The sequence below is a fragment of the Amycolatopsis circi genome (assembly GCF_003385235.1).
Taxonomy (GTDB): Bacteria; Actinomycetota; Actinomycetes; order Mycobacteriales; family Pseudonocardiaceae; genus Amycolatopsis; species Amycolatopsis circi.
In genome coordinates this window covers 28,586-53,323 of the sequence record NZ_PQIA01000038.1, presented here as the reverse complement: position 1 = coordinate 53,323, position 24,738 = coordinate 28,586, and the positions used below count along the sequence as shown (strand labels likewise).

Sequence of the window (24,738 nt, the reverse complement as noted above, 5' to 3'; positions counted from 1 at the left end):
CAAGGCTGAAGGAGCGTCGTCGCATGTTCGACTACTCGAGGCAGCTACGTCCCGACGAGGCGCAGGTCCACCTCCTGGACCACGAGGGCCACCCCGGCTTCCCCGCTGTGCGCGAGCAGATCGCGGCTGCCGCGCGCGCCTACGGGTTCACCCTGACCGCGGCCGCGTCGCTCGACCCGTGGCCGGCCGACCCCCCGATCACCGGCCACCGGCTGCTGCTCGTCCTCGCCAGCGGCCCCTTCGACCAGCCGCTCGTCGATACGCTGCTCACCGACGGGCTTCGCCGCTACTCGATCATCTCGATCGCCTTCCGCTACCGCGACGAGGGCGAGATGCGGTCCTACGCCGAACTGGTGGACAAGTACAAGCGCCTCGCCGAGGACCGGATCAACTTCTTGCGCCCGTGCCCGCTGCCCGGCGGCGAACTCGTGGTGCCGCCGACCAAGCTGGTGGACAACGCGATCTGCGACAGCGTGCGGATCAAGTACCGGCCGGTCAACCTGGATCCGGCCCCGATCGCGCTCGACGCCGGCCTCGCCGCGTTCTTCACCCGTGCGTCCGATCTGTTCGAGCAGCACCGCCTCTACCATCGGTCGGCCTCGGACGGCTACTTCGCCGCGCGGACACCGGGCGACCCCGGGTTCTACATCACCGCGACCAAGAGCTACAAAGACCCGCTCGACCTGCGCCGTGTGGTCCGTGTCGAACGCTACGACGAGGCGGACAACACCCTGCGTTTCCGCGGCGCGTACCTGCCGTCCTCGGACGCGGTCGAAGCGTCGATAGTGTTCGCTCGCAACCCCGAGGTGGCCAGCGTCGTGCACACCCACGCCAGCACCTGGTTCACCCGCAACCCGCGCTTCCGCGAACGGGTGCTGGTGGGCAGGGAACGGTACGGTGAACCGCGGCTGGGACACCTCGTGCACCAAGCGCTCGACGGGGTCGAGGACGGTTTCGTCATCATGGAAGACCACGGCGAAGTCTTCGCCCACAACGCCCCTGAGGTGTCTCCCACGCTGCTGTCCCACCTGCCTCGACCGTGACGGTCCGGTCCGCGACACCGGAGACGGAGAGCGAGATGAGCAACATCGTCATCGTCGGCGCCAGCCGGGGGCTGGGCCGTGCCTTGGCCGAGGGGATCGTCGGCCCGTCCGACCGCGCCTGGCTGCTTTCCCCGCACGAACCGGCGCCGCGGGCGGGAGCCGAGTGGGTCCCGGCCGACCTCGGGGACGGGCGCGGCTACCGGGAGTCCATCGCCGCTGCCGTCGCGTCAGAGCCGGTGCACACGCTGATCTACAACTCCGGAATCTGGGAGACCGAGCGTTTCGACCGCACGAGCTCGCCGGATCTGGACCGGATCGTCGAGGTCAGCCTGACCGGGGCGATCCAGGTCGTGCACCGGCTGCACGACAACGTGGCCGCGGGGAGAGGCAACATCGTGCTCATCGGCTCCACCTGCGGACTCGACAACGAGGGCGCCACCAGCGTCGCTTACACCTCGGCCAAGTTCGGCCTGCGCGGCGCCGCGCACGCGCTGCGCACCCACTTCCGGCCGGCGGGGGTCCGGGTCACGGTTGTCAACCCGGGGTCCATGGCCACCGACGTCCCGCTCGGCGACCCCGGCGAAGCCCTCGCCCGGCACGACGGCCGCCGCATCCCCGTCGACGACGTCCTGGCCGTCGTCCGCTGCGTGCTCGCCCTCTCCCCTGCCGCCTGCGTCAAGGAAATCGACCTGCCCGCCACCCGCGACACGGACGTCTGATGACCAGCCCCGCCCCGCTGCTCGCCGACCCGGCACACCAGCGCGACTACGACCGAGACGGCTACCTCGTGTCCGGCTCCACGCTGCCGGAGGCCGCGCTCGCCGGACTCGACTCCTTCTACGCCGCGCACGCCGAGCGGTACGCGAGTCCCCGCTACGCCAGTACGCTCGCCTTCGGCGGCGACCACGACCACCGGAGCGCCGCCGACGCGGTGTTCCGGCATGCCACCCGGGACGCGGCGGCCGGGCTGCTCGTGGACTGCCTGCAGTACTACGGCGGGCTCGGCGTGAAGACGCCCTCCGGGGACACCACGACCCTCGAACTGCACCAGGACCTCACGATGGTCCCCTACGACCGGCCCCGGTGCGGGATCACGCTGTGGAGCCCGCTGTGCGACGTGGCCGAGGACAACGGGTGCCTCTATGTCGTCCCCGGCAGCCATCGCATCAACCGGCAGCCCCGCGCCGCGGGAATGCCCTTCGCGTACCAGGGCAGCGCCGACCGCATCCGGCGCGGCCACATCGTCCCGCTTCCCGTGCGCCGCGGGCAGATCGTGCTCATGGACCAAGCCCTGATCCACAGTTCGGGTCCCAACAACAGCCCCAGGGTGCGCGTCGCCGCGATGGGCATGCTCCGGCCCGCCGAGGTCGGCTTGGTCTACTACCATCTCGTCCGCGGGGCCGACGGCCCCGTTCTGCGCCGGTACGCGGTCCCGGACGACTTCTATTTGCGGCAACGCCTCGGCGCCCCGCCCCGCGCCGGGATTCTCGTCCACGAGGTACCCCCGCGCGTGACCCCGCACGTCTGGAGCTAACTCCCAGACCCCCTGCCCACGAGCCAGTCGATCCGCCGGTACGCGCGCGCCAGACCGTCTGGATTCCGACCTGCCGCCAACTCCCACGCCACCGCCGCGATGATTCGTGCCCGCACCATCAGCGCAAGCCCCGGCGAGGCAGGATCCACGCCGTAGGCCAGCACCGCGCGGTCCAGCAACGCGGCCCCCCGGCCTGCCTCGACCCGGGCACCGGCCACCAGCGCGGCCAGATCCCATTCGGGCGGGCCGCACTGCACATCCTCGAAGTCGGTCCACAGAGGACCGCGTGAGGTGTCGAGCAAGTTCCCCAGGTGCGCATCCCCGTGCAGCGCCTGGCAATGCCACGCCTTCCCCGCTATCTCGTCCCGCACCTGCTCGTACCGGTCGCGCACCGCGACCAAGTCGGCCGCGGGCAGATCCCGATCGGCGACGAGCGCGTCCAACCAGCCGCGCGTTTCCCGCAGCACACCCAATTCAGGCAGTCGACCGGGGAAGCCCTCCATCGCCGCGTGCAGCGAACGCAGCGTCGCGCCGACGACTTCCGGGCTGCTCGGCGGATGCCCGCGATGCTCCACGAACCCCAGGAACAGCAACGGAAACCCGTCCTCATGGTGAGGCCCCAGCGGAACCGCCTCGGCAGGTGCGACCGCGCTGCGCCCGCCCAGGTACGCGATCACCGCCGCCTCCCGCTCCAGCCAGGCCATCGCGTCCCGCCCCCGCGCCCTGACCGCGGCTGCCGCAACCCGGGCCACCACCGGATGAGGCCGCAAGTGCACCATCACGTTCGAATACGACCCGATCACCCGGGGATCCGTCACGGCCAGTCCATACCGCCGCGCCACCGCGACAGCGGCGCGGACCGCGGGCCCGAGATCACTATGCACGACGAGACCACCGAAGCTCGGAAGCACGTAGCCCACAGGCTATCGAACACGGCCGTACACCGCCGGGCACAATCCTGAAGACGGTCCACCGGGCCGAGCCGCGGTCGACTCCACCCCGGCTTCTGGCGGGAGAGCACAGGCACCTTTGTTCATCGCGCTCAAGCAAACGGATTCGAGAGCGTCTGGCCCTGCGGGCGGACGTGCCCGATGGCTCAATCCCTGGCGAGGCGGTCGAGCAGGAGGCTGACTCGCGCCGGCTCCTCGGGGCGACTCCTCGGGGCGGCGCTGAGTCCGGTAGTGCTCCAGCGCCGCTTCCCACCGGGAGCGAGCTTGCTCGCGCTGGCACTGGGGGTAGTGCGCTTCGCCGAGGCTCACCTGCGTGTCCGCTTCCTCGGAGGTGTTGCCGAGGCCGTTGAACGCCGTGAGCGCCTGCTCGTAGCAGTGCGTGGCCTGCGCGTAATCGGCGGCGTGCAAGGAGAGGTAGCCGAGGCTGTCCGGGACGACGGCCTCTCCTTCCGGGTCGTCGTGGCACCGGGCCAGGGCCAGTGCCGCTGCGCAGTGCGTGCGCGCCTGGCCGCGGTCGTCGAGCCGGGCCTGATGCCAGCCGATCTGCCCCAGTCTCCAGCCTTCCCACACCGGCATGTCAAGGGCAGGGCGCGCCGCGCGCAGTGCGGCGCCTGCCGGTCGTTCGCCTGCCGGTCGTTCGCACCGGCCATCAGACGGCAGGCGTGCGCCTGGCCAAGGCGATCACCGGCGGCCTCGGCCAGCGACAGTGCTCGGCGCAAGTGTTTCTGCGCGTCGGACCAGCCAGATCGAGCCGGTCGCGTCGACTCCCGTTTCTTCGCCGCCCAATACGTCGACGGCGGCACCTCCCGCACGGCACAGATCGGCTCGACACCGCACTGGTCCCTGTAGGTGTTGACGAACTCGACTAGCGCGGCGGTTTCGGGTCAAGTTCCCGGGTGAAAACGCCGATGCGGCCTTCAGGTTCTCGTTCGCCCGCAGCAGCGTGGTGACGTGGCGGGTGTCGAGGGGGGAGTTTGTCGAGGACGTGCCAGTTTTTTGGGGGCGGCGAAGCGCTTCAGGACGCTGTGGCGAATTCTAGGGTTGTGCGTGCGAGGTCGATGAGGAACGCGTCACGGTCAAACGCCGCGTCGTCGGTCGTGCCTGGCGGAGGCGTGTGCATGAAGCTGAAATGGCCTGCTTTCGGCACAATGTGCAGGTCAACTTCGGCCGGTGCGCTCGTCAGGTGGGTGGCCTGTTCGACCGGCGTGACGGTGTCTAGCTCGCCTGCGTAGACGAGCATCGGCACCGTCACCGCGTCCAAGGCGCCGGGAGCGGCGAACCAGCCGGCAGCGGGTGCGTACAGGGCGAGACGGGCGACGCGTGGCTCCCGCGGCACCTCCAGCGGCTTGCCGTCCCGCCCCCAGGGTGTCGCACCTGCGAGGCAAAGGGCAGCCCACCCGCCGATCGAGTGGCCGACCACCACGACCTGCGCGTCCGGAGAAGCCCATCGCAGGAGCGCCTCGACCAGCCCGAGCGGACGCGCAAGCAACTCAGCCGTGGTGGCCTCCCGCGCGACAAGCCGCTCGAAGTAAGGCGCAATAACCTGGCAATCATGAGCTGCGAGATGCTCCAGGAGCGGACCGTAACGCTCCGGATCGCCACCCCCTCCGGCAGCGAAGAGCACAACTCGCTCGGGCCTCGCCGGACCAAGCATAAGTGCGTTCATCTCGCTCCTTCGCCACGACACCGGCTGTGCAACGCCCGAGGACCACCCACCGGTCCACAGCCTACGGTCCGGATCAGTGCGCAAGCTATCTGACCACAAGCAACCAAGCCGGTGGGTGCCGAAAACTGTGTCACGTCATGCGACCTGCTGATATTCGTGGATCAGTCCACCGAGCCGAGCACGCTGACGAACCCGTCCGACACCAGTCATTCGGACGGGAACCAGCACCTGATCCGGCGCTCGTTGGTCCAACGAGCGATGGGGGCGATGCCGGTTGACATGATCGACGTACGGGAGCCAGCACCTGCTCCAGAGGACGCCCGTTGACGACGAGCATCCGATCCAGACACTCGCGACGCGCGCTGCCCACCCAACGATCGCCTTCGCGCGCGGTGCTAGAACAGTGTTGCGCAGGATGTCAATGCCGACCGGCTCGAACACCGCATCGAAACGCTGCCAATACCGCGCGATCAGCCCAGGACAAACGCGCCCGCCCCACCTGGCGCCGAAGCACGGCACCCCCGACCAAGCCTTCGAAAGACTCGTCGACCAATCCCAGCGCACCAACGTCAAACTCCACACCATCGCACAACAATTCGTCGACCGAGTCTGCCGTCCCGCCACAGACGGACAGAACCCCGCCCAGGAGCCCAATTCTGGGTGAAACCCGGTCAATGCTCGGAAATCCTGCCCGAGAACGGACGAAACCGAGCCGGGGCAAGCGTCGCCATCACGATGCGCGTGACTGTGTCAGCACGGCCGGAATCGACGACGACGCCCGTCCGCGGAGTCCAGGCCGCGGGAGACGCCGGGGTCACCCGGGGAGCATGGAGTCGATGTGGGCGGCCAGTTCCGTCGAGGACGGGTGGGCCCAGACCTCCGCCGGGGTCAGCGCGATGTCCAGGTCTGCCTGGAGCCTGCGGGTCAGGGCCACGGCGAGGAGCGAGTCGAGTCCGACTTCGGTGAACTTGGCGTGCGCCGGCACGGCGGAGGACGAGGTGCCCAGCAGCGCGGCGAGCGTGTGCACCAGCGCCTCGCAGACCAGCTGCGCTCGCCCGGGCCGGTGATCACGTAGGCGCCGCCGGGGCGTACCACGGACTCGCGCGTCGAAGCGCGGACCCGCAAGCGTTGTCCCGGCGGGAAGCGACATCATCGCCGAGGCCGTCGTTTTCGGCATCGGCGCGACGATCGCCGGAAAAGCCGGCTACACCTCCTTTATCGGCGACTACGTCCTCGGTGTCGCGTCCCAGTATTTCGCCATCGCTCCGATGCGCGGGCTGGGATTGCGCAAGGGGCTTCTCGAAGCGCTCGAGGCTGATTCCCTGACCGCGTTCGAAATCGGTCTCTTCGGTTGGAGGGCGCTGATGGCATTCGTGTTCTTTCCAGCACCGCGCAGCAGCAAAGAACCCATGTGACAGTGAGACGCGCGGGAACCGCCAGGCACCGGCACCCGACTGACAGGGCATGAAGTGCGTGCAATGCCGGGAAGCCGTGTCGGCGATGCTCGACGATGCGGCAATCCGTGAGGAGCAGCGACAAGCCCGCGCTCACCTCTCGCGCTGCCGGGCTTGCCGAGACGCCGCCGACCGACTGGCTGCGCTCACCCGACGACTCCGGTTGCGGCCCGCGCCGTCGTGCCCCGACCTGACCGCGTCCATACTCGCCGCGCTCGACAGTCAGCGCACCGGGAAAATCGCGCTCGATTCGGGTGCGCTGCCGCCCCGCCCTGCCTGCGCACCCGCGCGGTCGCCGGTGTGGCGAGTCGGTGCGGCCGCGTGCGGGTGCCCGCCGAAATGCCGATGCGGTTGCCAGCACGGGAAACCGTGCCGCTGCCGCGCCGCGTGAGCGTGGCTCAGAACAGCGTCGACCAGTAATCCCAGAACTCCGCCAGGATCAGCACCACGATCGCGACGTACCAGAGCGCGAGCACTCCACTGTGGACTCGGCGCAGCGCGCCGCCGATCCGAGTACCGGCCAGGTTGTGCAGCGTCGTGTACCAGAAGAGCGCGATCGTCACGACCCACACCACCATGCAGTACGGGCACAGCGCGTGGATGCGGTACAGGCTCTGCCCGATCAGCCAGTGCACGAAGCCGGTGCCGAGCAGGGTGCCGATCTGCAGCCCGGACCATACCCACCGCGGCGGGTCGTATCCGGTCAGGAGCGCGACGCCGATCGTCACCACCACGGGGAACGCCGCCACGCCCAGCAGCGGGTTCGGGAACCCGAACACCGCGGCCTGCGCGCTGTCCATCACCGAACCGCACGACAGCACCGGGTTGATCGAACAGCTCGGCACGTACGAAGGGTCCGTCAGCCGGGCGAGCTTCTCCAGCGTGAGCGTGACCGCGGCGGCCAAGCCCAGCGCGCCGCCGACGAGGTAAAGCCACGCCAGCCCGCGCGAGGCCGTGCGGTTCACTGCGTGAGCGCCTGGTCGAGCTGGCCGCGCAACTGCTGGGCGATCGCGGCGTAGGTGTTGCCGGACGGCTCGAACCTCGTCCCGTTGACGAAAATCGTCGGAGTGCCGGTCACTCCGGCCTTCTGGCCGTCCGCTTTGCCTTGGTCGATCCGTTTCCGCACCGCGGGCGACGCGGCATCGGCATGGAACCTGGCCAGGTCGAGGCCGAGTTCCTTGGCGTAGGCGTCGAACCGGGCCTGTGCCCGCGCGGCGTCCTCGCTGACGTTCTGCCCGTCGGCGGCCAGCGCCCACGTCCGGTAGTCGCCGTACAGCTTGTCGTACATCTCCCGGTATTTGCCCTGCATCGCCGCGGCTTCGGCGGCTTTCGCGGCGGACACCGCGAGCGGGTGCATCGGCAGCGGGAAGTTCCGGGTGACGAACGTGATCTTCCCGGCGTAGTCGTGCTCGATGCTTTTCGTGACGTTCTGGTAGTAGGCCTCGCACACCGGGCACTGGTAGTCGACGAACTCGACGACGGTCACCGCGCCGCCGGGCGCGGTCGAGAGGGTGTTGCTGCCGGGCGGGTTCAGGATCTCGGCGGCGACCGCGCCCGGAGGCGGCGCCGGGGCGTCCTTCCCGTTGAACACCAGGACTCCGCCGATGATCAGCACGGCGGCAGCCACGACCGCGATCGTCGTCCACGCGTTCGCCGACAGGCCCTTCCGCTTGGTCACGGGGTTGCGGGTCGCCTTTTTCGCCGCCATCAGCCGCGTCGTCCTCTCCGGGCAGGGACACCAGCAGAGGCGATGATGGCACCTCTCTTTTCTCTCGAAAAGCCGGGTAGACCACGGGAACCGAATGGGCTTGCGATCCGACTAACTGGATGATCAGTGTGCCGCCGACACCCTTTTGTCTACTGTGGACACAGCATCGGGCGTGCCGTTTTCCTGCTCGAACCGGCGCAGCCGCAGGCTGTTGGACACCACGAACAACGACGACAACGCCATGGCCGCACCGGCGATCAGCGGGTTGAGCAGGCCGGCGGCGGCGAGCGGGAGCGCGGCGATGTTGTAGCCGAACGCCCAGCGCAGATTGCCCCGGATCGTCCGGAGTGTCGCGCGGGCCAGCCGCACCGCGGCCGGGACGACCGCCAGGTCCGTGCGCATCAGGATCAGGTCGCAGGCTCCGACGGCGACGTCGGTGCCGGACACCAGCGCCATCCCGAGGTCGGCGCCGGCGAGCGCGGGCCCGTCGTTGATCCCGTCGCCGACCATCGCGACAACACGGCCTTCGGACCGGAGCCGGGCGATCACCGATGCTTTGTCGGCAGGCAGGACTTCCGCGATGACCTCGTCGACGCCGACCTCGGCGGCGACGGCGCGGGCGGTGGATTCGTTGTCCCCGGTGAGCATCACGGTGCGCAGGCCGAGTGCGCGCAGTTCCGCCACTGCCCCTGCCGCGCTCGGCCGGACGGTGTCGGCGAGCGCGAACACGGCGCACACCTGGTCGTCGACCGCCACCGCCACCGCGGTTTTCCCCTCCGCTTCCCAGTGCTTGCGACGGCTTTCCAAGACCGACGGGATGGCACCGGCTTCCGCGCGGACAAGACGCGCGCTGCCGACCCGCACTTCGCGTCCGTCGACGCGGCCGGACACGCCAAGGCCCGACAGCGCACGGAAATCCTCGACCTCGCCGACCGTGCCGAGTTCGGCCCGCGCCAGTTCGACGATCGCGCGGCCGACGCCGTGTTCGGACGCGTTCTCGACCGCCGCCGCGGCGGCCAGCACCGTCGCACGGGAGTATCCGTCGGCGACTTCCAGCGCGGCCACCGACATCGCCCCCGCGGTCAGGGTTCCCGTTTTGTCCAGCACGACCGTGTCGATCGCTTTCGCCGATTCGAGCGCCTGATGTCCCTTGATGAACACGCCCAGCTGCGCGCCGCGGCCCGACGCCACCAGCAATGCCGTGGGGGTGGCCAGTCCCAGCGCGCACGGGCAGGCGATGATCAGCACGGCCAGCGCGCAGCTCACCGCCTTTTCCGCCGGCGCCCCGCCGAGCAGCCAGCCGCCCAGGGTGAGCAGGGCCAGCACGAGCACGACGGGCACGAACACCGAGGCGATCCGGTCCGCGAGCCGTTGCACCGCGGCCTTGTCGCTCTGCGCCCGCTCGACCAGCCGCACCAGTTGCGCGAGCTGCGTGCCGGCGCCGACCCGCTCGGCCCGCACGACGAGACGGCCGCCCAGCGCGACGGTTCCACCGACGACGGTGTCTCCGGCAGCGACCTCGACCGGCTGGGACTCCCCGGTCATCGCGCTGGCGTCGATCGCGCAAGCGCCGGTCTCCACGACCCCGTCGGTGGCCACCGTGTCCCCGGGGCGCACGACGAACCGGTCCCCGGCCCGGAGCCCGGTGACCGGAATCCGGCGCTCGCCGCCGTTTTCGTCCAGGACAACGACATCGCGCGCGCCGATCCGCGCCAGCGCCCGCAACGCGCCGCCGGCCGTGTGCTTCGCGCGCGCCTCGAACATTCGCCCGGCGAGCACGAAAATGGTCACGCCCGCGGCGACGTCGAGGTACATCGACCCGGCGGGTTGCAGGATCAGCCCCCACACGCCCTCGCTGTGCGCGTCCGCGCTCCGGGCGAACATCGTGTAGACCGACCAGCCCGACGCCGCGACCACGCCCAGCGACACCAGGGTGTCCATCGATCCCGTGCCGTGCCGCGCGGCCCGGAGCGCCTTCGCGTGGAACGGCCAGGCGCACCAGGTCACGACCGGAACCGTCAGCGCGAGCAGAACCCATTGCCAGCCCGGGAAACGCAGCGAAGGCACGAGCGCCAAGGTGATCGAGAGGTCCGCGAGCGGCACTCCGGCCAGCAGCGCGACCACCAGCCGCCGCCACAGCGCGCGGACCCGGTCCGGCCGGTCCCCCGCGTCGTCGTCCCGGGTGATTTCCCGGGCCTGGTAGCCCGCGCTCTCCACCTGGTCGATCAGCCGCCGCACCGGCACCGGCGCGGCGAGCGCGACCGAGGCGTGCTCGGTGGCGTAGTTCACCGTCGCGGTCACGCCTTCGAGCTTGTTGAGCTTGCGCTCGACCCGGGCCGCGCACGCGGCACAGGTCATCCCGCCGATCGCGAGTTCCACGGGTTCGGCGGGGTCCGCCAGCACATCGGTCATCTGCGGATCAACTTCTTCTTCCGTGCGTTTTCCGGAGAATCGGGCCGCCAGGGCTTCCTTGTGGCGCCGTCGAAGCCAGTATCACCCGGTGCCACAATGAAGTTCCGGCAGCCCCGGCGGAGCGGAAGAAAGGCGGGAAAATGCGATCCCCTTTCACCTGGCACACGCCTTTCACCGAATGGGACATGCCGGTCGCCGCCGCGGTCGTGCTGGTGCTGCTCGCGATCGCTTACGCAGCGGGCATCGCACGGGTCCGGAAGTGGAGAATCCGAGACACCGCGGCGTTCTACGGGGGCGTGGCCGTCTGCGCGCTCGCTGTCGGCGGCGGAATCGGCGCGTACAGCACCACCCTTTTCACCGTCCACATGGCACAGCACCTGCTGCTGATCATGGTGGTGCCGACCCTGCTCCTGCTCGGCCGGCCCCTGGAACTGCTGCGCGAAGCCGCGCCGGACCGCGTCCGGCGAGGCTTGGGCCGCGTCAACCGTTCGCGCGTCGCCCGCGTGCTCACGCATCCGTTGCTCGCGTTCCTGTACTACGCCGTCGTGGTGGCCGGCACCCACCTGACGCCCTTCCAGCAGAGCGCCGCGACCTATCCGGTGCTGCACGGGGCGGAACTGCTGCTCTACCTCAGCAGCGGATACCTGTTCCTGCTGCCGATCATCGGCTCGGAACCCGCCGGGCACCGGCTCCCGCCGCTGCTGCGGATGGTGACGCTGCTCGTCGGCATGGTGGTCGACACCGTCGTCGGCGTCACGCTCCTGATGACGGTGGACCCGCCCTTCCCCGCCTATGTCGTTCCCGGCCGGGGCTGGGGACCGGACGCGATCACCGACCTGCACTGGGGCGGGGCGATGATGTGGGTCGGCGGGGATCTGCTGATGGCGGCGCTGGCCATCATCGTGATCACCACGTGGGTGTCGGGCTCGAACGGCAACTCCGATCTCGGCGCCTGGCTGGAGTCGGCGCGGCGCTCGGCGCTGACCGAGCACACCGGCTCGCTCGGTGCGGGCGTGGACGTCGACGACGACGAAGAAGCCCTGCGCGCGTACAACGCGATGCTCACCCGGCTGTCGGACACCGGACGGCGATCGCCGGACCGGCCGGAATAACCCGGGTGTCATTCGGACCGGACCGACGCGCGGCGCTCGCCGAGGTCGCGGGCGAGCCGGTCGTAACCGGCGAAACCCGTTCCGCCGTCCCGGTTCCAGCGCACGAGCAGCGACGCCAGCACGACCGCCAGGGCGACCTCGCCGATCACCAGTGCGATGAGGCCGCCCGCACGCTGGTCCGCGGCGAGGTCCGGCACCCAGGGCAGGGCCAGCGCCTGGTACATGTTCGAGGACTCGGGCCCGTTGCCGACCACCCGGCCCGTGCTGATCAGGAAGGCGCCGAAGACCACGTCGGCGGGCATCGCGGCCAGCAGCAGCCCGAGCCGCGCGATGCCCGGCAACGGCCGAGGGCCCGGATCCTCGCCCGCGACCGCCCAGAAGAACAGGTACCCGATTCCGAGGAACACCGCGTTGATCAGCAAGTGCCCCCAGTGGAACCGGACGAGCACGTCGAACAGATCGGTGAAATAGAGCAGGAAGGGGGCCCCGCAGAACAGCACCAGAATCGCCACCGGATGCGTCAGGGCGCGCACCAACCCGCTCCCGGCGAACCGGTGCAGCAGTTCCGCCGAGTCGGGCAGCCCGCCGGGCGGGCGCGCCCCGGCGGCGACCAGCGTCAGCGGCGCGCCTTGCACCAGCAACGCCGGGGCCAGCATCGACAGCAGCATGTGACTGGCCTGGTGCAGGCTGAACATCCCGGCGGCGTACCGGCCGATGCCCGACGACGTCGCCAGCACCAGCACCAGGCAACCGGCCAGCCACGCCGCGGTCCGCCACCGGGGCCACGCACCGGCGAAGCGGCGCACTCCCGCCAGGTACCACGCCGCGAGCACCAGTGCGAACGGCACGAAGAACAGGTCCGGCCGCCAATCGCCCAGCAGCCGCGCCAACGTCGGCGGGCCGGACAGGTCGTAGCCCAGCACCGTCTGCGCGGTGTCGAGCACTCTGCCGAGAAAATCCGGCAGCGGGAAATGGCTCAGCCCCACGGAAAACCCGAGAACAGCGGACAACAGCAGCGCCTCGGAGGCGAAGAACGCCGCCAGCGGACCGCGAGCCCCCTGCCGAGCCGCGAACCGCCGCGCCGCCCGGCGCGCCCCGAACCGGCCCGCCGCTCCGGCCAGCACCGCGAGCATCGCCTTGGCCAGCAACGTCAGTCCGTAGCCGCTCGTCAGCAGACGATCCGGCGGCACCAGCACGCCCGCGAGCACCAGCCCCGAAAGCGCGAGCGCGACCCAGCACCACGACGCGATCCGGTCGTACCGCCGCACCAGCGCCGCCGGATCGCCGCCCGCCCGGCGCAGCACCGCGAGCAGGAGGCCGAACCAGATCGTCGCGGCCGGGACGTGGACCACCAGCGCCGCGAGCGACAAGTCGTGCCCGAGATCGGACGAACCGTGCGCCGTCATCACCGGCGGCAGCACCGCGAACAGCGCGGTCCCGCACCACAGCGCCGCCGGCTGCCACCGCAGGCTCCCCCGGACGCCGAGAGCCACGACCAGGGCGAGCACAGCTGTGCACGCCCACGCTTTCGGCTGTTCGAGCGCGCCCACCATGCCCGGCAGGTGGGCCAACGTCGTCGTCAGCGGTGCCCCGGCGGCGTCGGCGGCGCTGAAGGGGATCAGCAGCAGCGCCGCTCCCAGCCAGGTCCAGGCAGCGGCCGCGGCCCAGCGAAGCTCTCCGAACCCCGGCGCGCTCACCACGCCCGAATCCGCGGGCCTGGTGCACAGCACCACGAAAACCAGCGAGCCGACGCACACCGTCGCCGATGCGTCCGCCGCCAGCCGCAGCAACGGCGCACCGACCGACACCACCAGACCGGGATCGGCATTGCCGACTTGCGCGTACGGCGCGTCGCCCGCCCACAACGCGAGAACGAGCACCGCGCCGAGCGCCGGGGCAGCACAGCCGAGCGCCCACCAGGAACGCGATTGACCCCGGCGGATCTGGTGGTGCCGCACTGCTCTCTCCTTTGGCATCACGAGGAATCGTCACCCGGACCGCAGCCGCCGGAGGAAGCCGGGTCGGCCGCTTTCCTTTGCCCGCAGCCGGTTCTACGCGTCGTCCTCTCGCGACACGCTGACCCGCCGCTCAAGCCGAACCGTCGAAACGGGCGGGCGGGTTCGCTGCGACGGACCGGAACGGTGCGGCACACTGGAACCATGCCCCGACCTTCGACCACCGCGGAGAACACCGACGTCGACGCGGTCACCGAGGCCGTGCTCACCGCGTCCCGGCTCCTGGTGGCCGTGTCCGCGCGGTCGATCGCGGCCGCGGGCGACCAGGTGACCGTCCCCCAGTTCCGGCTCCTGGTGATTCTCGACTCCCGCGGCCCGATGAAACACGCCCTGCTCGCGGACCTGCTCGGAGTCACCCCGTCGACGGCCAGCCGGATGGTCGACCGCCTGGTCGGCATCAACCTCGTCGAGCGGCAGCACAGTCCCGCCTCGCGCCGGGAGATCGTCGTCAAGCTGACCGCCGAGGGCGCCCGGGTCGTCCGCCGGGTCACCAACCGGCGCCGGCGGGAAATCGCCGACATCGTCGCGAAGATGCCGACCCAGGCGCGCCGCGGCCTGGTCGACGTGCTCGCCGCCTTCGCCAAGGCAGGCGGCGAACCGGCCGCCTCGATCTCGTCCGGCGACATGGTCTGGGACTGACCGATCGTCAGGAAAGCGTCAGGTTCGGCGACGCCGGGCGCGAAGAGAACGGCCGGGCGGACACCGCAGCCCCGAATCCGCCCGCAGGCCGCCCGCGGCGGGTGCGCTGAAGGCGTTACGGACAGCATTGCCCGGTGGCCGACGCGGCCGAGGTGCTCGGCGAACCGTGGACGCTGCTGATCGTGCGGGAACTCCTTCCCGGCTCCGCTGCTCCGGCTTAGCTGGCCGCCGGGCTCTCGCGCAGCCTGCTCGGCAAGCGCCTGCGGCAGCTGTCCGATCTCGGCCTGGCAACCGTCTCGTGCGCAGGCGGAACGCCCGGGCGACACCGGCTCGCCGACGCGGGCCAAGCGCTCGCGCCGGCCGTCGAACTTCTCGGCCGGTGGGCGCGGCAGTGGCTGCCCCCGCATCGCGGCGGGGTCGATGCGGGGGCGCTGCCGCGGGACATCGGACACGGCATCGAGCGCCGCGTGCTGCCGCCGGCCCCGGTGAGCCCGCACTTCAGCTTCGCCGAAACCTGCGGGCCGCGCTGGTGGTGGCTGGCGTTCCGCGAAGGACCCCCGGCTGCCGGTCGCCGCCGGGATCACCTGCACTCCGGCCGCGCTGGCCGACGCCTGGCTCGGCCACCCCAGATGGCTGGACGCGGTCAAGGACCGCATGATCCGCTTCACCGGGGACCGCGAGGCCGTGCGCGCGGCGATCGGCTGGCTGGAGACGAGCCGCTATTGCGAACCCGCGGCTGCACGCGGGTGACCGCGCCCTCGTGCCGGGAAGTCCTGGCCGCGGCCGGACCGCGCCGCTCCGGCGGCGGTTCCGGCCGGTTCGCCCACGAATCGAAGACCAGCAGCAAACCGGCGCACACCGCGCAGCCCAGTCCGACCAGCACCGCGTTCATGGCGATCAGCAGGGCGGCCACCGCCAGCCCGGGCAGCACCGCCAGCCAGCAGTACGGATCGATCCTGCCGAAACGCCGTCGTCTTCCGCCGCTCACGCGGTCATCCCCGAGCTTCTCACCATTGCAGTATGCAACAATTTCCTGATGCATGTGTTTGGCTAATGTGAAGAACGGTCTCGGGACAGCGGAGAGGACCAGTTGCCGGTGCGGGTCTTGCTGGTCGAGGACGACGCCATGATCAGCGAGGCGCTTTCCCTCGCGCCTCTCCCAACTCGCCGCCGCGACCTCCGGGCACCGCACGCAGGCTCCGTCGTTCACCGACCCCCGACAGGATTGAGCGCGGTCAACACCGACTGGTGGGTGATCCACCCGGTCAGCTCATCAGTCCCGGTCAGCACCGGGAGCCCGGTGCCTGGTGCTTGGGTCAGCGCGTCAAGCGCGTCGGCGAGCGTGGAGTCGCAGGTGACCAGCGGCGGCAACTCGGCCAGGTCCCCGACCGGCCCCTCGTGATCGTCCGCCACCGCCTCGGCCACCGCACGAGCGGTCACACAGCCCTGATAGCGACCCTCCTCGTCGACCACCGGCAGGATCCCGTGCCCGGAGATCGCGAGTGCGTGCGCCGCCTGATCCAGCGAAACGTTCTCGCGCAACGGGCCGGGCAGCGGTTCGGTGACGGCGGAGACCTTCGTGCCCGCCAGCCGCCCCGCGGAGGGATGTTTGTCCAGGTCGATGCCGCGGCGGCGGAGCTTGAGCGTGTAGATCGTGTCCCGGCTCAGGGCCCGGCTGATGGCCGTGGCGATCACGATGGCGGTCAGCATCGGCAGGATCACCGTGTATTGCCCGGTCAGCTCGAACAGCACGATCACCGCCGTGATCGGGGCCCGCGCCGCGCCCGCGAACGCCGCGCCCATCCCGATCAGCCCGTACACCCCCGGCGACGCCGTCACCGACGGCAGCCACGCGTGCACCCCGATCCCGAACGCCGTGCCCGCCATCGCGCCGATGAACAACGACGGCGCGAACACCCCGCCCGACCCGCCGATCCCGATCGTCAGGCTGGTCGCCACGATCTTCCCCAGCATCAGCACCAGCAAGAAACCCAGGACGTACTTGCCTTCGACCGCGTTCTGCAGCACCGGGTAACCCACCCCGTACATCTGCGGCAACGCCAGCAACAACCCGCCCAGGAACACCCCGCCCACGGCCGGGCGCAGCCACTCCGGCCCGCGCCACAGCCGGTCGCACAGGTCCTCGATCCAGTACAGCACCCGGGTGAACAGCACCCCGCACGCACCGACCAGCAGGCCCAGCGCCACGAACAGCAGATACTCCACCGGGTTCCGCAGCGTGAACGGCGGCAGGTCCAGGAACGGCGCGTTCCCCAGCACCGCCCGCCCCACCACGCTCGCCGTCACGCTCGCGAGCACCACCGCCCCGAACGACTCCGCCGCGAAATCCCGCAGGATCAGCTCCATCGCGAAAAACGGACCCGCCAGCGGCGCGTTGAACGTCGCCGCGATCCCGCCCGCCGCACCGCACGCCACCAGCACCCGCAACCGCGACTCCGGCAACCGCGCCGCCCGGCCCAGCGCCGACCCCAACGCGGACCCGATCTGCACGATCGGCCCCTCCCGGCCCACCGAACCACCGGACCCGATCGTCAACGCCGAGGCCAGCGCCTTCACCACGCTCACCTGCACCGGAATCCGCCCGCCCCGCTCGGCGACCGCGTACATCACCTCCGGCACCCCGTGCCCGCGCGCCTCGGGCGCGAACCGGTACACCAACGGCCCGTACACCAGACCCGCCAGCACCGGCGCCAACAGCAGGAACCACGGCCCCAACGCCGGAAACCACGAATGCGCCGCCCGCCCGGCATCCGAATAGTCCGCGTGCCCGGAGAACACGTGCGTGAACAACGTGATCAGCCACCGGAACACCACCGCGCCCAACCCAGCGCCCGCGCCGATCAGCACCGCCAGCCCGACCAGCCCCGCCCGGCTCTCCCGCACCCACCGGCCCACCGGCTGCCGGGCAGGAACCGGCAGCACGCGTTTCACCGCACCATCGCCCAAAGTCACCGTTGCAGTATGCAACAGTTTCTTGAAGACAGAGTTGCGGGATTCCTCACACCGATCGCACCGAGGCGTGCGGCCGCGATCCGCCCGCCAGGCGACGGGCCGCGGAGCGCTGCCGGTAGGTGAGCACCGCACTGGTCACGCCGAGCCCGATCAACAGCACGCCGCACACGACGTCGTTCACCACCGCTCGCGACGGATGCCCGGAAGCAGAGAAGAAGAACGCGGTGCCGACCAGCCACGCGCCCGCCGCGGCGTTGAGCAAGCTCAATGCGGGCAGGTCCTTGGGCGCGGTCATCCGGATCATCGCCAGCACCGACACGACGATCGCGAGCACCACATCGTCGACGTCGACGAACCCCGACGGGTCCGCGAGACCGAAGCGCACCACGAACGGAGAGAACCCCAGCCACAGCCCGACCAGCAAGGTCAGCGAACTCGGCAGGCTCGGGGTCATCCGCTCCTCGGTGCCCGGCCCGATCCAGAAATGCCGGCTCGTCGCGACGTCCGTCATGCCTGCCTCCTCGAACGACGAAGACTATTCGACGACACAATTATTGCACTAACCAAAGATCTGCGCGGCAACCGAACCGGGCGCGTGCCGGACGACTCGCGCGTGCTGCTTCGGTCACGGCGTACCGGTTCCGACCCGCACTTCGCCACCGAAATGGCCACGACGCGGGCATCGGGGGCATCAGGCGAGCCAGCGACGCCGACCGCGCCGTCCGGATCCCCGGCACGACACGTCGGGCGTAAAGAAAGCGCTAATCCCGTTCGTCCTCGGCGGTGCGGTGACCAGCGGTCTGTCAGGGTGACCGCCGGAAGTCCCGAAGAGCTTCCGTCAAGACCCGCTCCCACGCCTTGACAACGATCCGACGGAGGTAGCCGGACATGGCTTCGCGCCGCACGTCCGCCCCTGTTCCCGCCAAACGGGCGGTCAAGCGGCCGATCCTGCTGTTCGCGTTCGCCTTCGCGGTGATGGCCGACCCGGTGTCCTCGGTCGCCTACGCGATCGAAGCCGCGCTGCGCGCGCTGCACGGCGACCTCGCGCTGCTGCTGCCCGCCATGACGCTGGTCGTCGCGATCGTCGTGCTGGTGATCGTCAACTACCACCAGCTGGTCGCCCGCTATCCCCAAGGCGGCGGCGCCGCGGCCGCCACCGGCGAGGCCTTCGGCGAAGCCAGCGCGTTCATCCCGATCGGCGCCCTCATCGTCGACTTCGTCCTCACCATCGCCATCAGCTCCGCCGCCGGCGCCTCCGCGGTCATCGCCTTCTTCCCCGGCCTCGCCCCGTTACGCATCCCCATCGCGCTGCTCCTGGTCGCCGCGGTCGCCGGCGGGACCTGGTTCGGGCACATCGGCCGCACCGTCTTCGCGGTGATGACCGTGGGATTCATCCTGCTCGCCGTCGTCGTGCTCGTCTCCGGGCTGTTCGTCGCCCCGGCCCCGACCGGGACCACCAGCCCCGACCCCGGCCACGCGCCGCCCCTGGCCGTCGCGCTCGCGTTCCCGGTGGCGATGGCCCTGGCCACCGGCATCGAAGCACCGTCGTCGGCGATCGCGCAGCTCGGCCAGCTCGACGACCCCGGCCGCCGCCGGTTCGGGCGGATCACGCTGTGGCTGACCCTCGCCGTGGTCGGCACGATCACCCTCGGCCTCACCGCGCAGGCCGTGCACCTCGGCATCGGCATCCCCCACGCGGACACCACCCAGATCGCCGAACTAGCCCGCGCCGCCACGAGCACGCCGGTGTTCGCCGCCTTCCAGCTCGCCACCGCGCTCCTGCTGCTGTCCGCGGCCAGCTCGTCCTTCCAAGCCGGCCCCGGCCTGTTCAAAGCCCTCGCCCGGCACCGGCATCCCGACGGCGCCACGACCGGCATCCTGCCCGCCTGGCTCGGCCGCACCAACAGCCACCACACGCCGTACTGGGGCGTGGTGGCGTTCATGGCCGCCGCCGGACTCGTCACCGCCGCAGCGGGCGGCCGCGACCAGGAACTCGTGCTCTTCTACGCCGCCTCGGTGTTCGTCAGTTTCCTCGCCGGACTCGTCGCCATGTCCCGGTTCTCGTGGCAGGAACGGCGAACGGGCTTCCTCGTCGTCAACCTCGTCGGCGCGGCCGCGGTCGCGTTCACCCTGGCCGTCAATCTCACTCGCGGCGACCCTGTCGTCTCCATCGCCGCCGCCCTCCTCATCGCCGCCGCGCTGTACGCCCTCTGGGTGCGCTCCGGTCGGCCGCGCGGCATCCGCAATGTCGCCGCCGAAGCCGAACAAGAGGTCCCCGAAGTCCACTAAGGACATTCCGCGGTGCGCTTCCGGCTACTGGGCTGGCAAGTCGGTGCCTGCCGCTGAGGAGAGGGCGCGGACGACGGCCGTCTGCTTGCCGGACAGGAATCTGATGAGGAAGCGGTTCAGGCCCGGCAGCCGGAAAAGCCGCAACGCGACGTGGCGGAGCAGCAGCTCCGCGCGCGACCTCGGCAGGAACCACCGAGCGCTCGTGCGAGCGGACGCCTGCTTGTCGGCGACGACCGGACGCCACAGCCGTTCGTATGCCTCCAGCGCCTCCGGCACGGTCGCGGCACGCGCCAGCTGCTCGGCGAGCACGTACGCACCGCCGATGCCGAGCGACGCCCCCATTCCCGCGAGCAGCGAGACCGCGTAGCCTGCGTCGCCGACCAGGACGACACGCCCCTTGCTCCACCTCGGCAGCACAATCTGCGCCACCTGGTCGTAGTAGATCTCGTCGTTGGGCGGGCAGGCAGCGAGCACGCGCGGCGCGACCCAGCCGAGCCCCCGGTATTCGCGCCGGAGCACGGCCGCGCGGTCGTCGGGCAGTGTCGGATCCGCGCTCCGGTGGACGGCGAAGACCGCGACGCCGCCGTCACCGAGCCCGTAGCAGCCGAGCTGCGCGCCGATGCTGTCCGAGAGGCAGAACCGGCCGCGGACCAGGGCCTGCGCCTCTGGGTCGTCGAACGTGTACGCCGCGGTGTGGAAGCCGAGGTACTTCAGACAGTCAGCCTCCGGGCCGAACACCAGCCCGCGGACGGTCGAATGCACGCCGTCGGCCCCGACCAGCAGATCCGCCTCGTAAACGGCCCCGTCTGCCGTGTTCACGCGGACGTTGTGCGCGCCGTCGGAGACGCCGGTGACCTCGGCGCCGAACCTGAGTTCGACGTCGCCGGGCAGGCTCTCCCGCAGCGCCGATTCGAGATCCGGCCGCATGATGCTCAGCAGCCGCCCGCCGACCGGCTTGGCGAACGCGTCGTACCGGATCACCGCACGCTGCCGGCCGGACTCGTCGTAGTAGCCGGCCTCCTCGACCTCGTAAGCGAGTTCGCGCAGCCGCGGGAGGATTCCCATCGCTTCCGCGGCGTCGTATCCGGGGCCCATGAAGTCGATCATGTAGCCCTGCGTGCGCGGGGCCGGTGCGCGCTCGAGCACCACGACCTCCCAGCCGTGCCGCGACAGGCACTGCGCCGCCGCCAGGCCCGCGATCCCCGCACCGCACACGACGGCCTTCACGATCCTGGTCCGTCCAGGCGCAACTCGACCATCGGCAGCTCGGTGTCGCGCTCGCTGATCGCCGTGCCGAGAGTGTTCTCGAGAATCGTCTTGAACTTGCCCCACGCTCGCGGATGCTTGCGCACATAGACCGCGAGCGCGGCGTCCGCCTCCGCGGCGGACAGCCTCCGCGCGGTCGCCGGCGACAAGCCCCGTGCGCCGCTGGCCACCCGCACCCGCGGCTCGGCGACGACGTTGCGGTACCACTGCGCCCGGTCGCCGAACCCGGACGCCACGACGTAGGTGTCCCGGTCCGGGTGCCCGAGGACTTCCAGCACGACGCAGCGCCGGGCGCCGGTCTTGCGGCCGACGTGCTCGAGCAGGAGCAGCCTTGAGCCGAGAAGGAAACCCAGCCGGGCCCGATAAAGCCAGATCGGGGCGCGCATGAGCGCCCGGTTCCGCAGCAGCCGCGCGCCCGTGCGTCCGACCGCGTCCGAAGACGGTGTGGCATTGGACATCTGCGTGCCTCGATTCATTGTCGTGGAAGATTCGTCAGGCTGACCCGGCACCGCCTAGCCCGTCGCGATAGACGGCGAACACCTCGGCACCCCAACGACGCAACCCGTCGGCCGACAACGGATCGACGCCGAGCACCTCACGCAGACGGTCGCGCAGGATCAACACCGCGAGGTCATTGACGAGCAGGAACGCCGCGCGCACCTCCGGATCCGCGCCCGGCTCCGCCATCCCGGCCCCCGCCATGGCCGTGAGCGCGTGCCGGCTCACCGCGTAGAGCCTGCCGAACAACCCGGACGCCGCGGGCCCGCCGCCGACAAGCAGCCACCCGAGATACCCGGGAATAGCAGAGCCCGCAGGGAGATTCCCGGACACCGCCTCGACCAGGCTCGGCACCGCTTCCGGATCGAACGGACCGTCTCCGCTGGGCGCGGTGGCCTCGGCCAGCGTTGCCGCGAACACCCTGGCTACGTGCTCGTCGACCGCGTCCCGAAGCCCGTCTTTGGACCCGTAGTGCCGGATCACCAGCGCCGGCGAAACCCCCGCCGCCGCCGCGACATCGCGAACCGTCACCGCGTCCGGACCACGCTCGCCGAACAGCCGCAGCGCCTCGTCGCGAATCCTCGCCTTCGCCGTGCGATCGTCCGGAAGTGAACTCATGTACATCATTGTAAACAGATGTTCACTCTGCTCGCCACCGCAGCCCCGCACAGATCGCGCCGCGCACCGGAGCGCAGGGGTTTGGGTGGTCACTGTGGGCCGCACCTCGCTGCCCACCGAGATGTGCCAGCTCGACGCGGTTTACCGCACGGCTGCCCGCCCTCACCCGCCTACGGAGATGTGCGAGGTCCACCTCGGCTGGATCAAGCGGTTCATGCCAGACCATGCCCGCGGCCAATCGGAAATCCGGCCCGAGGTCGAGACAGGGTCATGTCGTCGACGGCGATATGACGAGCAGCCCTGTCCTGGCTGCACCTGGCCGCGGTTCGGGACGACGCTCGCATTCGAGAGACTTGCCGGAACCGCGTGCGCCGCTATGCTCGCCGGCTCGGGTGCGTTCTCGGTAGTCGAGCAGTAGCGTGGAATTTTCTATTTCGCCGTTGCAGCAAGGTAAAAAGGATCGTGACCGCGTCCACCCCACGCCCGCATGGCGTAACAATGGCGAGCCAGCGAACGACCCTAGGCAACGGTGACGCACTCCGCGCCACTTATGCAGAGGGTCAGGCCATGAGAGTTTTCCGCGCGGTGGCGGCAATCGTGGCCCGATCGGTATTCTGGAACGAGTTCGGAGCCTTGGTCCCCAATGTCACGTACCAGCCCGCAGAGTGCACGGCGACGGACAACCCGGATACCGCACCGTACGAAGGACGTTCATTCGCCGTGGCCTTCCACACCTTCGAAAGCAAATCCGAGATCCTCAAACCCGACCAAGCCGCGACCGTCGCGCAAGGAACTGTTGACATCAGCACGATCAACGCGAGCGTCGCCCGCTGTGTCACTGTCACCACCAGCGACGGCATTCCGACCCGGTTCTCCGCCGTGCCCAACCCGCAGACAGATCCCGCCCAGATCGGCGCGATCCGCACGACCGTGGGACGGACCGGAGACGTCGTCAAGGTCACCTACCTCGCGCAGGTCAACGGATACACCGTAATGGCTTATGCGTCGTGTTCGAAGGCCGCAACGTGCGAGAAAGCGCTGACACCGGTTTTCCGCAACGGCATCGCCAAGGCGCGGAAGGCCTGATCTTCAAGAACCGGTGCGCGGCGAGGCTCGTCCTTCGGCAGTCGAGCACCACCTTGTTGCCTGCTCCCAGCGTGACGCGGTTCTGCGGCGACGGCAGGTCTTCGCTTTGCAGGAACAGATCAAGCGTGTGGCGGGAGACCGGGTCGAGCCACGAGCACCGCAGTCAGCCGAACCCGCACGCACGGGACTCCGAGAAAGCAGCTCATCGCGCAGGGCGCGACAGGCAGTATGCCTCACCCCGGTGGGTCGTCGAGGAACTCGGCTGTGGGCACGAAGTACAGGCTGCCGGTGACCGCGGTGGAGACGTCGAGGAGAAGGTCCGGCGGTTCGGCAACGAACATCCGCTCCAGCATTTTCTCGGTCACCGCGGGATCGGCCGCGTAGCCGCAAAAGTACGTGCCGTATTCGCCGCGGGCAATGGAGCCGAAGGGCATGTTGTCGCGCAGGATCTTGTGTTCGGTGCCGTCCGGGTCCTCGATGGTGGTGCGCGAGACGTGCGAATCCGGGGCTTTCTGCGCGTCCGGGATTTCGACGTCGTCGGCCAGGTGCCTGCCGACGGACCGGTCGCGTTCCTCCACCGGCATCGCCGTCCACTTCGCGAGGTCGTGGAGGTATTTCTGGACGATCAGGAACGATCCGCCGGTGAACGGACCGTCGCTGATGAGTGCTGCGCGGGCAGCGGCCGCGTCCGCGGGGTTCTCCGTGCCGTCGACGTAACCGAGCAGGTCGCGGCGGTCGAAGTAGCGGAACCCGGGCGTCGCGTCGTACACCGAGACCGCGTCGCCGAGCCGGTTCACTACCCGCCGGGCCAGTTCGAAGCACGGGTACTGCCGGGTCGCGCGGATGTGCAGGAAGACGTCGCCGGGCGTGGCGGGCGCGTGGTGCCGCGAACCGGTCAGTTCCTGGAACGGGTGCAGGCCGGTGGGGCGCGGGCCGGTGAAAAGCCGGTCCCACGCTTGCGAGCCGAAGCCCGTCACGCAGGTGAGGCGTTCTTCCGGCAGCGGGAACGCCACCGAGCGGACCAGCCCGGCAAGGTCGGGCAGCAGGTCACGGACGGCGGCCTCTCCCCCGGGGTTGATCGTGAGCGTCAGGAAGGTCGCGCTTTCGCTCAGCTGGGCGAGAACGGGTTGCGGAGTGGTCACAGAAGTCCTGCCTCGTCCGGGATGACCTCGCAGGTGCGTTCGCGGTCCAGCGGAGCCGACATCGAGGTGACCGTGCCGGTGCCGCAGCCGCGCCAGGCCACGGTGATGCCTTGCGGTTCGTCGTGGCTCGATCCGATCGGGCCCTGGGCGGCGGTTTCGGCGGGGCCGACGTGATACGTGCGGATGCCGTCCTGGTCGGTGCCGTCGACCCTGGTTACTTCGTAGGCGAAGATCGCGACGCGCTGTCCGGCGGCCGGAAAGTCCGGCGGCCACGGGTTGTCGAAGAGCCCTCCGCTCGGGGTGCCGAGGGTTTTCGCGGTGATCTGGTTCATG

General features: G+C 70.2%; 25 protein-coding genes and 1 pseudogene. 10 read left to right on the top strand and 16 right to left on the bottom strand.

Annotated elements, in window-relative coordinates:
* Positions 1-23: 23 nt before the first annotated feature.
* Genes D0D37_RS18600 through D0D37_RS18590 form a run of 3 tightly spaced genes read left to right on the top strand, consistent with a single transcriptional unit; the run spans position 24 to position 2,577 of the window.
* Positions 24-1,043 carry a class II aldolase/adducin family protein gene (locus D0D37_RS18600; RefSeq protein ID WP_116201820.1) on the top strand — a complete coding sequence of 340 codons (1,020 nt, stop codon included), beginning with the start codon at positions 24-26 and terminating at the stop codon, positions 1,041-1,043.
* Between the two features lie 35 nt (positions 1,044-1,078).
* On the top strand, positions 1,079-1,762 hold the full coding sequence (locus D0D37_RS18595) for an SDR family oxidoreductase (protein ID WP_116201833.1): 684 nt from the start codon (positions 1,079-1,081) through the stop codon (positions 1,760-1,762).
* Positions 1,762-2,577 carry a phytanoyl-CoA dioxygenase family protein gene (locus D0D37_RS18590; protein ID WP_116201819.1) on the top strand — a complete coding sequence of 272 codons (816 nt, stop codon included), beginning with the start codon at positions 1,762-1,764 and terminating at the stop codon, positions 2,575-2,577. Before D0D37_RS18595 ends, D0D37_RS18590 begins: the two co-directional genes overlap by 1 nt.
* Here the strand turns inward: D0D37_RS18590 and D0D37_RS18585 are convergent.
* The 3 genes from D0D37_RS18585 to D0D37_RS18580 all read right to left on the bottom strand — a co-directional run bounded on the left by D0D37_RS18585 (position 2,574) and on the right by D0D37_RS18580 (position 5,193).
* On the bottom strand, positions 2,574-3,488 hold the full coding sequence (locus tag D0D37_RS18585; RefSeq protein WP_162834306.1) for a phosphotransferase enzyme family protein: 915 nt from the start codon (positions 3,486-3,488) through the stop codon (positions 2,574-2,576). The two genes, D0D37_RS18590 and D0D37_RS18585, sit on opposite strands and share 4 nt — an antisense overlap.
* 12 nt (positions 3,489-3,500) lie before the next feature.
* The gene (locus tag D0D37_RS46675; protein ID WP_162834305.1) at positions 3,501-4,103 is read right to left on the bottom strand and encodes a hypothetical protein; all 603 of its coding nucleotides are present in this window, start codon (positions 4,101-4,103) and stop codon (positions 3,501-3,503) included.
* Between the two features lie 439 nt (positions 4,104-4,542).
* Complete coding sequence (locus D0D37_RS18580; protein WP_116201817.1) at positions 4,543-5,193, bottom strand: alpha/beta hydrolase family protein; 651 nt, start codon at positions 5,191-5,193, stop codon at positions 4,543-4,545.
* A 415-nt stretch (positions 5,194-5,608) separates the two neighbouring features.
* Here D0D37_RS18580 and D0D37_RS48840 point away from each other — a divergent pair, with 415 nt between their 5' ends.
* Positions 5,609-5,857, top strand: a complete 249-nt coding sequence (locus D0D37_RS48840; protein ID WP_116201816.1) for an ANTAR domain-containing protein — start codon at positions 5,609-5,611, stop codon at positions 5,855-5,857.
* 150 nt (positions 5,858-6,007) lie between these two features.
* Here D0D37_RS48840 and D0D37_RS18565 read toward each other — a convergent pair whose 3' ends face one another.
* A complete protein-coding gene (locus D0D37_RS18565) occupies positions 6,008-6,370 on the bottom strand; it encodes an acyl carrier protein (protein WP_116201815.1) in 363 nt (120 codons plus the stop codon).
* On the opposite strand from D0D37_RS18565, the gene D0D37_RS47990 reads away from it, so the two are divergent.
* Entirely contained in the window at positions 6,342-6,608 is a 267-nt protein-coding gene (locus tag D0D37_RS47990; protein ID WP_341867989.1) for a hypothetical protein, read from the top strand. The two genes, D0D37_RS18565 and D0D37_RS47990, sit on opposite strands and share 29 nt — an antisense overlap.
* A 437-nt stretch (positions 6,609-7,045) precedes the next feature.
* Here the strand turns inward: D0D37_RS47990 and D0D37_RS18560 are convergent, their stop codons facing one another.
* The 3 genes from D0D37_RS18560 to D0D37_RS18550 all read right to left on the bottom strand — a co-directional run bounded on the left by D0D37_RS18560 (position 7,046) and on the right by D0D37_RS18550 (position 10,767).
* Positions 7,046-7,612 (bottom strand): vitamin K epoxide reductase family protein, encoded by a 567-nt coding sequence (locus D0D37_RS18560; RefSeq protein ID WP_116201814.1) that lies wholly within the window; start codon positions 7,610-7,612, stop codon positions 7,046-7,048.
* Complete coding sequence (locus D0D37_RS18555; RefSeq protein ID WP_244223570.1) at positions 7,609-8,325, bottom strand: DsbA family protein; 717 nt, start codon at positions 8,323-8,325, stop codon at positions 7,609-7,611. The genes D0D37_RS18560 and D0D37_RS18555 overlap by 4 nt, the downstream gene beginning before the upstream one ends.
* Before the next feature lie 153 nt (positions 8,326-8,478).
* Positions 8,479-10,767 (bottom strand): heavy metal translocating P-type ATPase, encoded by a 2,289-nt coding sequence (locus D0D37_RS18550; RefSeq protein ID WP_116201812.1) that lies wholly within the window; start codon positions 10,765-10,767, stop codon positions 8,479-8,481.
* Between the two features lie 140 nt (positions 10,768-10,907).
* Here D0D37_RS18550 and D0D37_RS18545 point away from each other — a divergent pair, with 140 nt between their 5' ends.
* Positions 10,908-11,879, top strand: a complete 972-nt coding sequence (locus D0D37_RS18545) for a cytochrome c oxidase assembly protein (RefSeq protein ID WP_116201811.1) — start codon at positions 10,908-10,910, stop codon at positions 11,877-11,879.
* A gap of 8 nt (positions 11,880-11,887) precedes the next feature.
* On the opposite strand, the gene D0D37_RS18540 is transcribed toward D0D37_RS18545, so the two are convergent.
* Positions 11,888-13,837, bottom strand: coding sequence for a bifunctional copper resistance protein CopD/cytochrome c oxidase assembly protein (locus D0D37_RS18540; RefSeq protein WP_162834303.1), 1,950 nt, complete (start codon positions 13,835-13,837; stop codon positions 11,888-11,890).
* A 201-nt stretch (positions 13,838-14,038) separates the two neighbouring features.
* Between D0D37_RS18540 and D0D37_RS18535 the strand changes: the two genes are divergently transcribed.
* Together D0D37_RS18535 and D0D37_RS48645 are read left to right on the top strand one after the other, a co-directional pair.
* On the top strand, positions 14,039-14,533 hold the full coding sequence (locus D0D37_RS18535) for a MarR family winged helix-turn-helix transcriptional regulator (RefSeq protein ID WP_116201809.1): 495 nt from the start codon (positions 14,039-14,041) through the stop codon (positions 14,531-14,533).
* A 221-nt stretch (positions 14,534-14,754) separates the two neighbouring features.
* A pseudogene (locus D0D37_RS48645) lies at positions 14,755-14,880 on the top strand (hypothetical protein); the annotation flags it as partial.
* 317 nt (positions 14,881-15,197) lie between these two features.
* On the opposite strand, the gene D0D37_RS46670 reads toward D0D37_RS48645, so the two are convergent.
* The 3 genes from D0D37_RS46670 to D0D37_RS18515 form a co-directional block, all read right to left on the bottom strand.
* Complete coding sequence (locus D0D37_RS46670) at positions 15,198-15,521, bottom strand: hypothetical protein (protein WP_162834298.1); 324 nt, start codon at positions 15,519-15,521, stop codon at positions 15,198-15,200.
* A gap of 218 nt (positions 15,522-15,739) precedes the next feature.
* Positions 15,740-17,506 carry a chloride channel protein gene (locus D0D37_RS18520; protein WP_162834302.1) on the bottom strand — a complete coding sequence of 589 codons (1,767 nt, stop codon included), beginning with the start codon at positions 17,504-17,506 and terminating at the stop codon, positions 15,740-15,742.
* A gap of 46 nt (positions 17,507-17,552) precedes the next feature.
* Positions 17,553-18,017 (bottom strand): SPW repeat domain-containing protein, encoded by a 465-nt coding sequence (locus tag D0D37_RS18515; protein ID WP_116201807.1) that lies wholly within the window; start codon positions 18,015-18,017, stop codon positions 17,553-17,555.
* A gap of 377 nt (positions 18,018-18,394) precedes the next feature.
* Between D0D37_RS18515 and D0D37_RS18510 the strand changes: the two genes are divergently transcribed.
* Positions 18,395-19,795: an APC family permease gene (locus D0D37_RS18510; protein WP_244223569.1), complete on the top strand. Its 1,401-nt coding sequence runs from the start codon at positions 18,395-18,397 to the stop codon at positions 19,793-19,795.
* 24 nt (positions 19,796-19,819) lie between these two features.
* Here the strand turns inward: D0D37_RS18510 and D0D37_RS18505 are convergent, their stop codons facing one another.
* The 3 genes from D0D37_RS18505 to D0D37_RS18495 are packed head-to-tail and all read right to left on the bottom strand — an operon-like array spanning position 19,820 to position 22,177.
* Entirely contained in the window at positions 19,820-21,022 is a 1,203-nt protein-coding gene (locus D0D37_RS18505) for an FAD-dependent oxidoreductase (RefSeq protein WP_116201806.1), read from the bottom strand.
* A complete protein-coding gene (locus D0D37_RS18500; protein ID WP_116201805.1) occupies positions 21,019-21,519 on the bottom strand; it encodes a nitroreductase family deazaflavin-dependent oxidoreductase in 501 nt (166 codons plus the stop codon). Before D0D37_RS18500 ends, D0D37_RS18505 begins: the two co-directional genes overlap by 4 nt.
* A gap of 34 nt (positions 21,520-21,553) precedes the next feature.
* On the bottom strand, positions 21,554-22,177 hold the full coding sequence (locus D0D37_RS18495) for a TetR/AcrR family transcriptional regulator (protein ID WP_116201830.1): 624 nt from the start codon (positions 22,175-22,177) through the stop codon (positions 21,554-21,556).
* Positions 22,178-22,639: 462 nt separating this feature from the next.
* Here D0D37_RS18495 and D0D37_RS18485 point away from each other — a divergent pair, with 462 nt between their 5' ends.
* Positions 22,640-23,263 carry a hypothetical protein gene (locus D0D37_RS18485; protein WP_162834301.1) on the top strand — a complete coding sequence of 208 codons (624 nt, stop codon included), beginning with the start codon at positions 22,640-22,642 and terminating at the stop codon, positions 23,261-23,263.
* 233 nt (positions 23,264-23,496) lie between these two features.
* Here D0D37_RS18485 and D0D37_RS18480 read toward each other — a convergent pair whose 3' ends face one another.
* A complete protein-coding gene (locus D0D37_RS18480; RefSeq protein WP_116201802.1) occupies positions 23,497-24,405 on the bottom strand; it encodes a Dyp-type peroxidase in 909 nt (302 codons plus the stop codon).
* The gene (locus D0D37_RS18475) at positions 24,402-24,737 is read right to left on the bottom strand and encodes a hypothetical protein (RefSeq protein WP_116201801.1); all 336 of its coding nucleotides are present in this window, start codon (positions 24,735-24,737) and stop codon (positions 24,402-24,404) included. The genes D0D37_RS18480 and D0D37_RS18475 overlap by 4 nt, the downstream gene beginning before the upstream one ends.
* Between the last annotated feature and the right edge of the window lies 1 nt (position 24,738).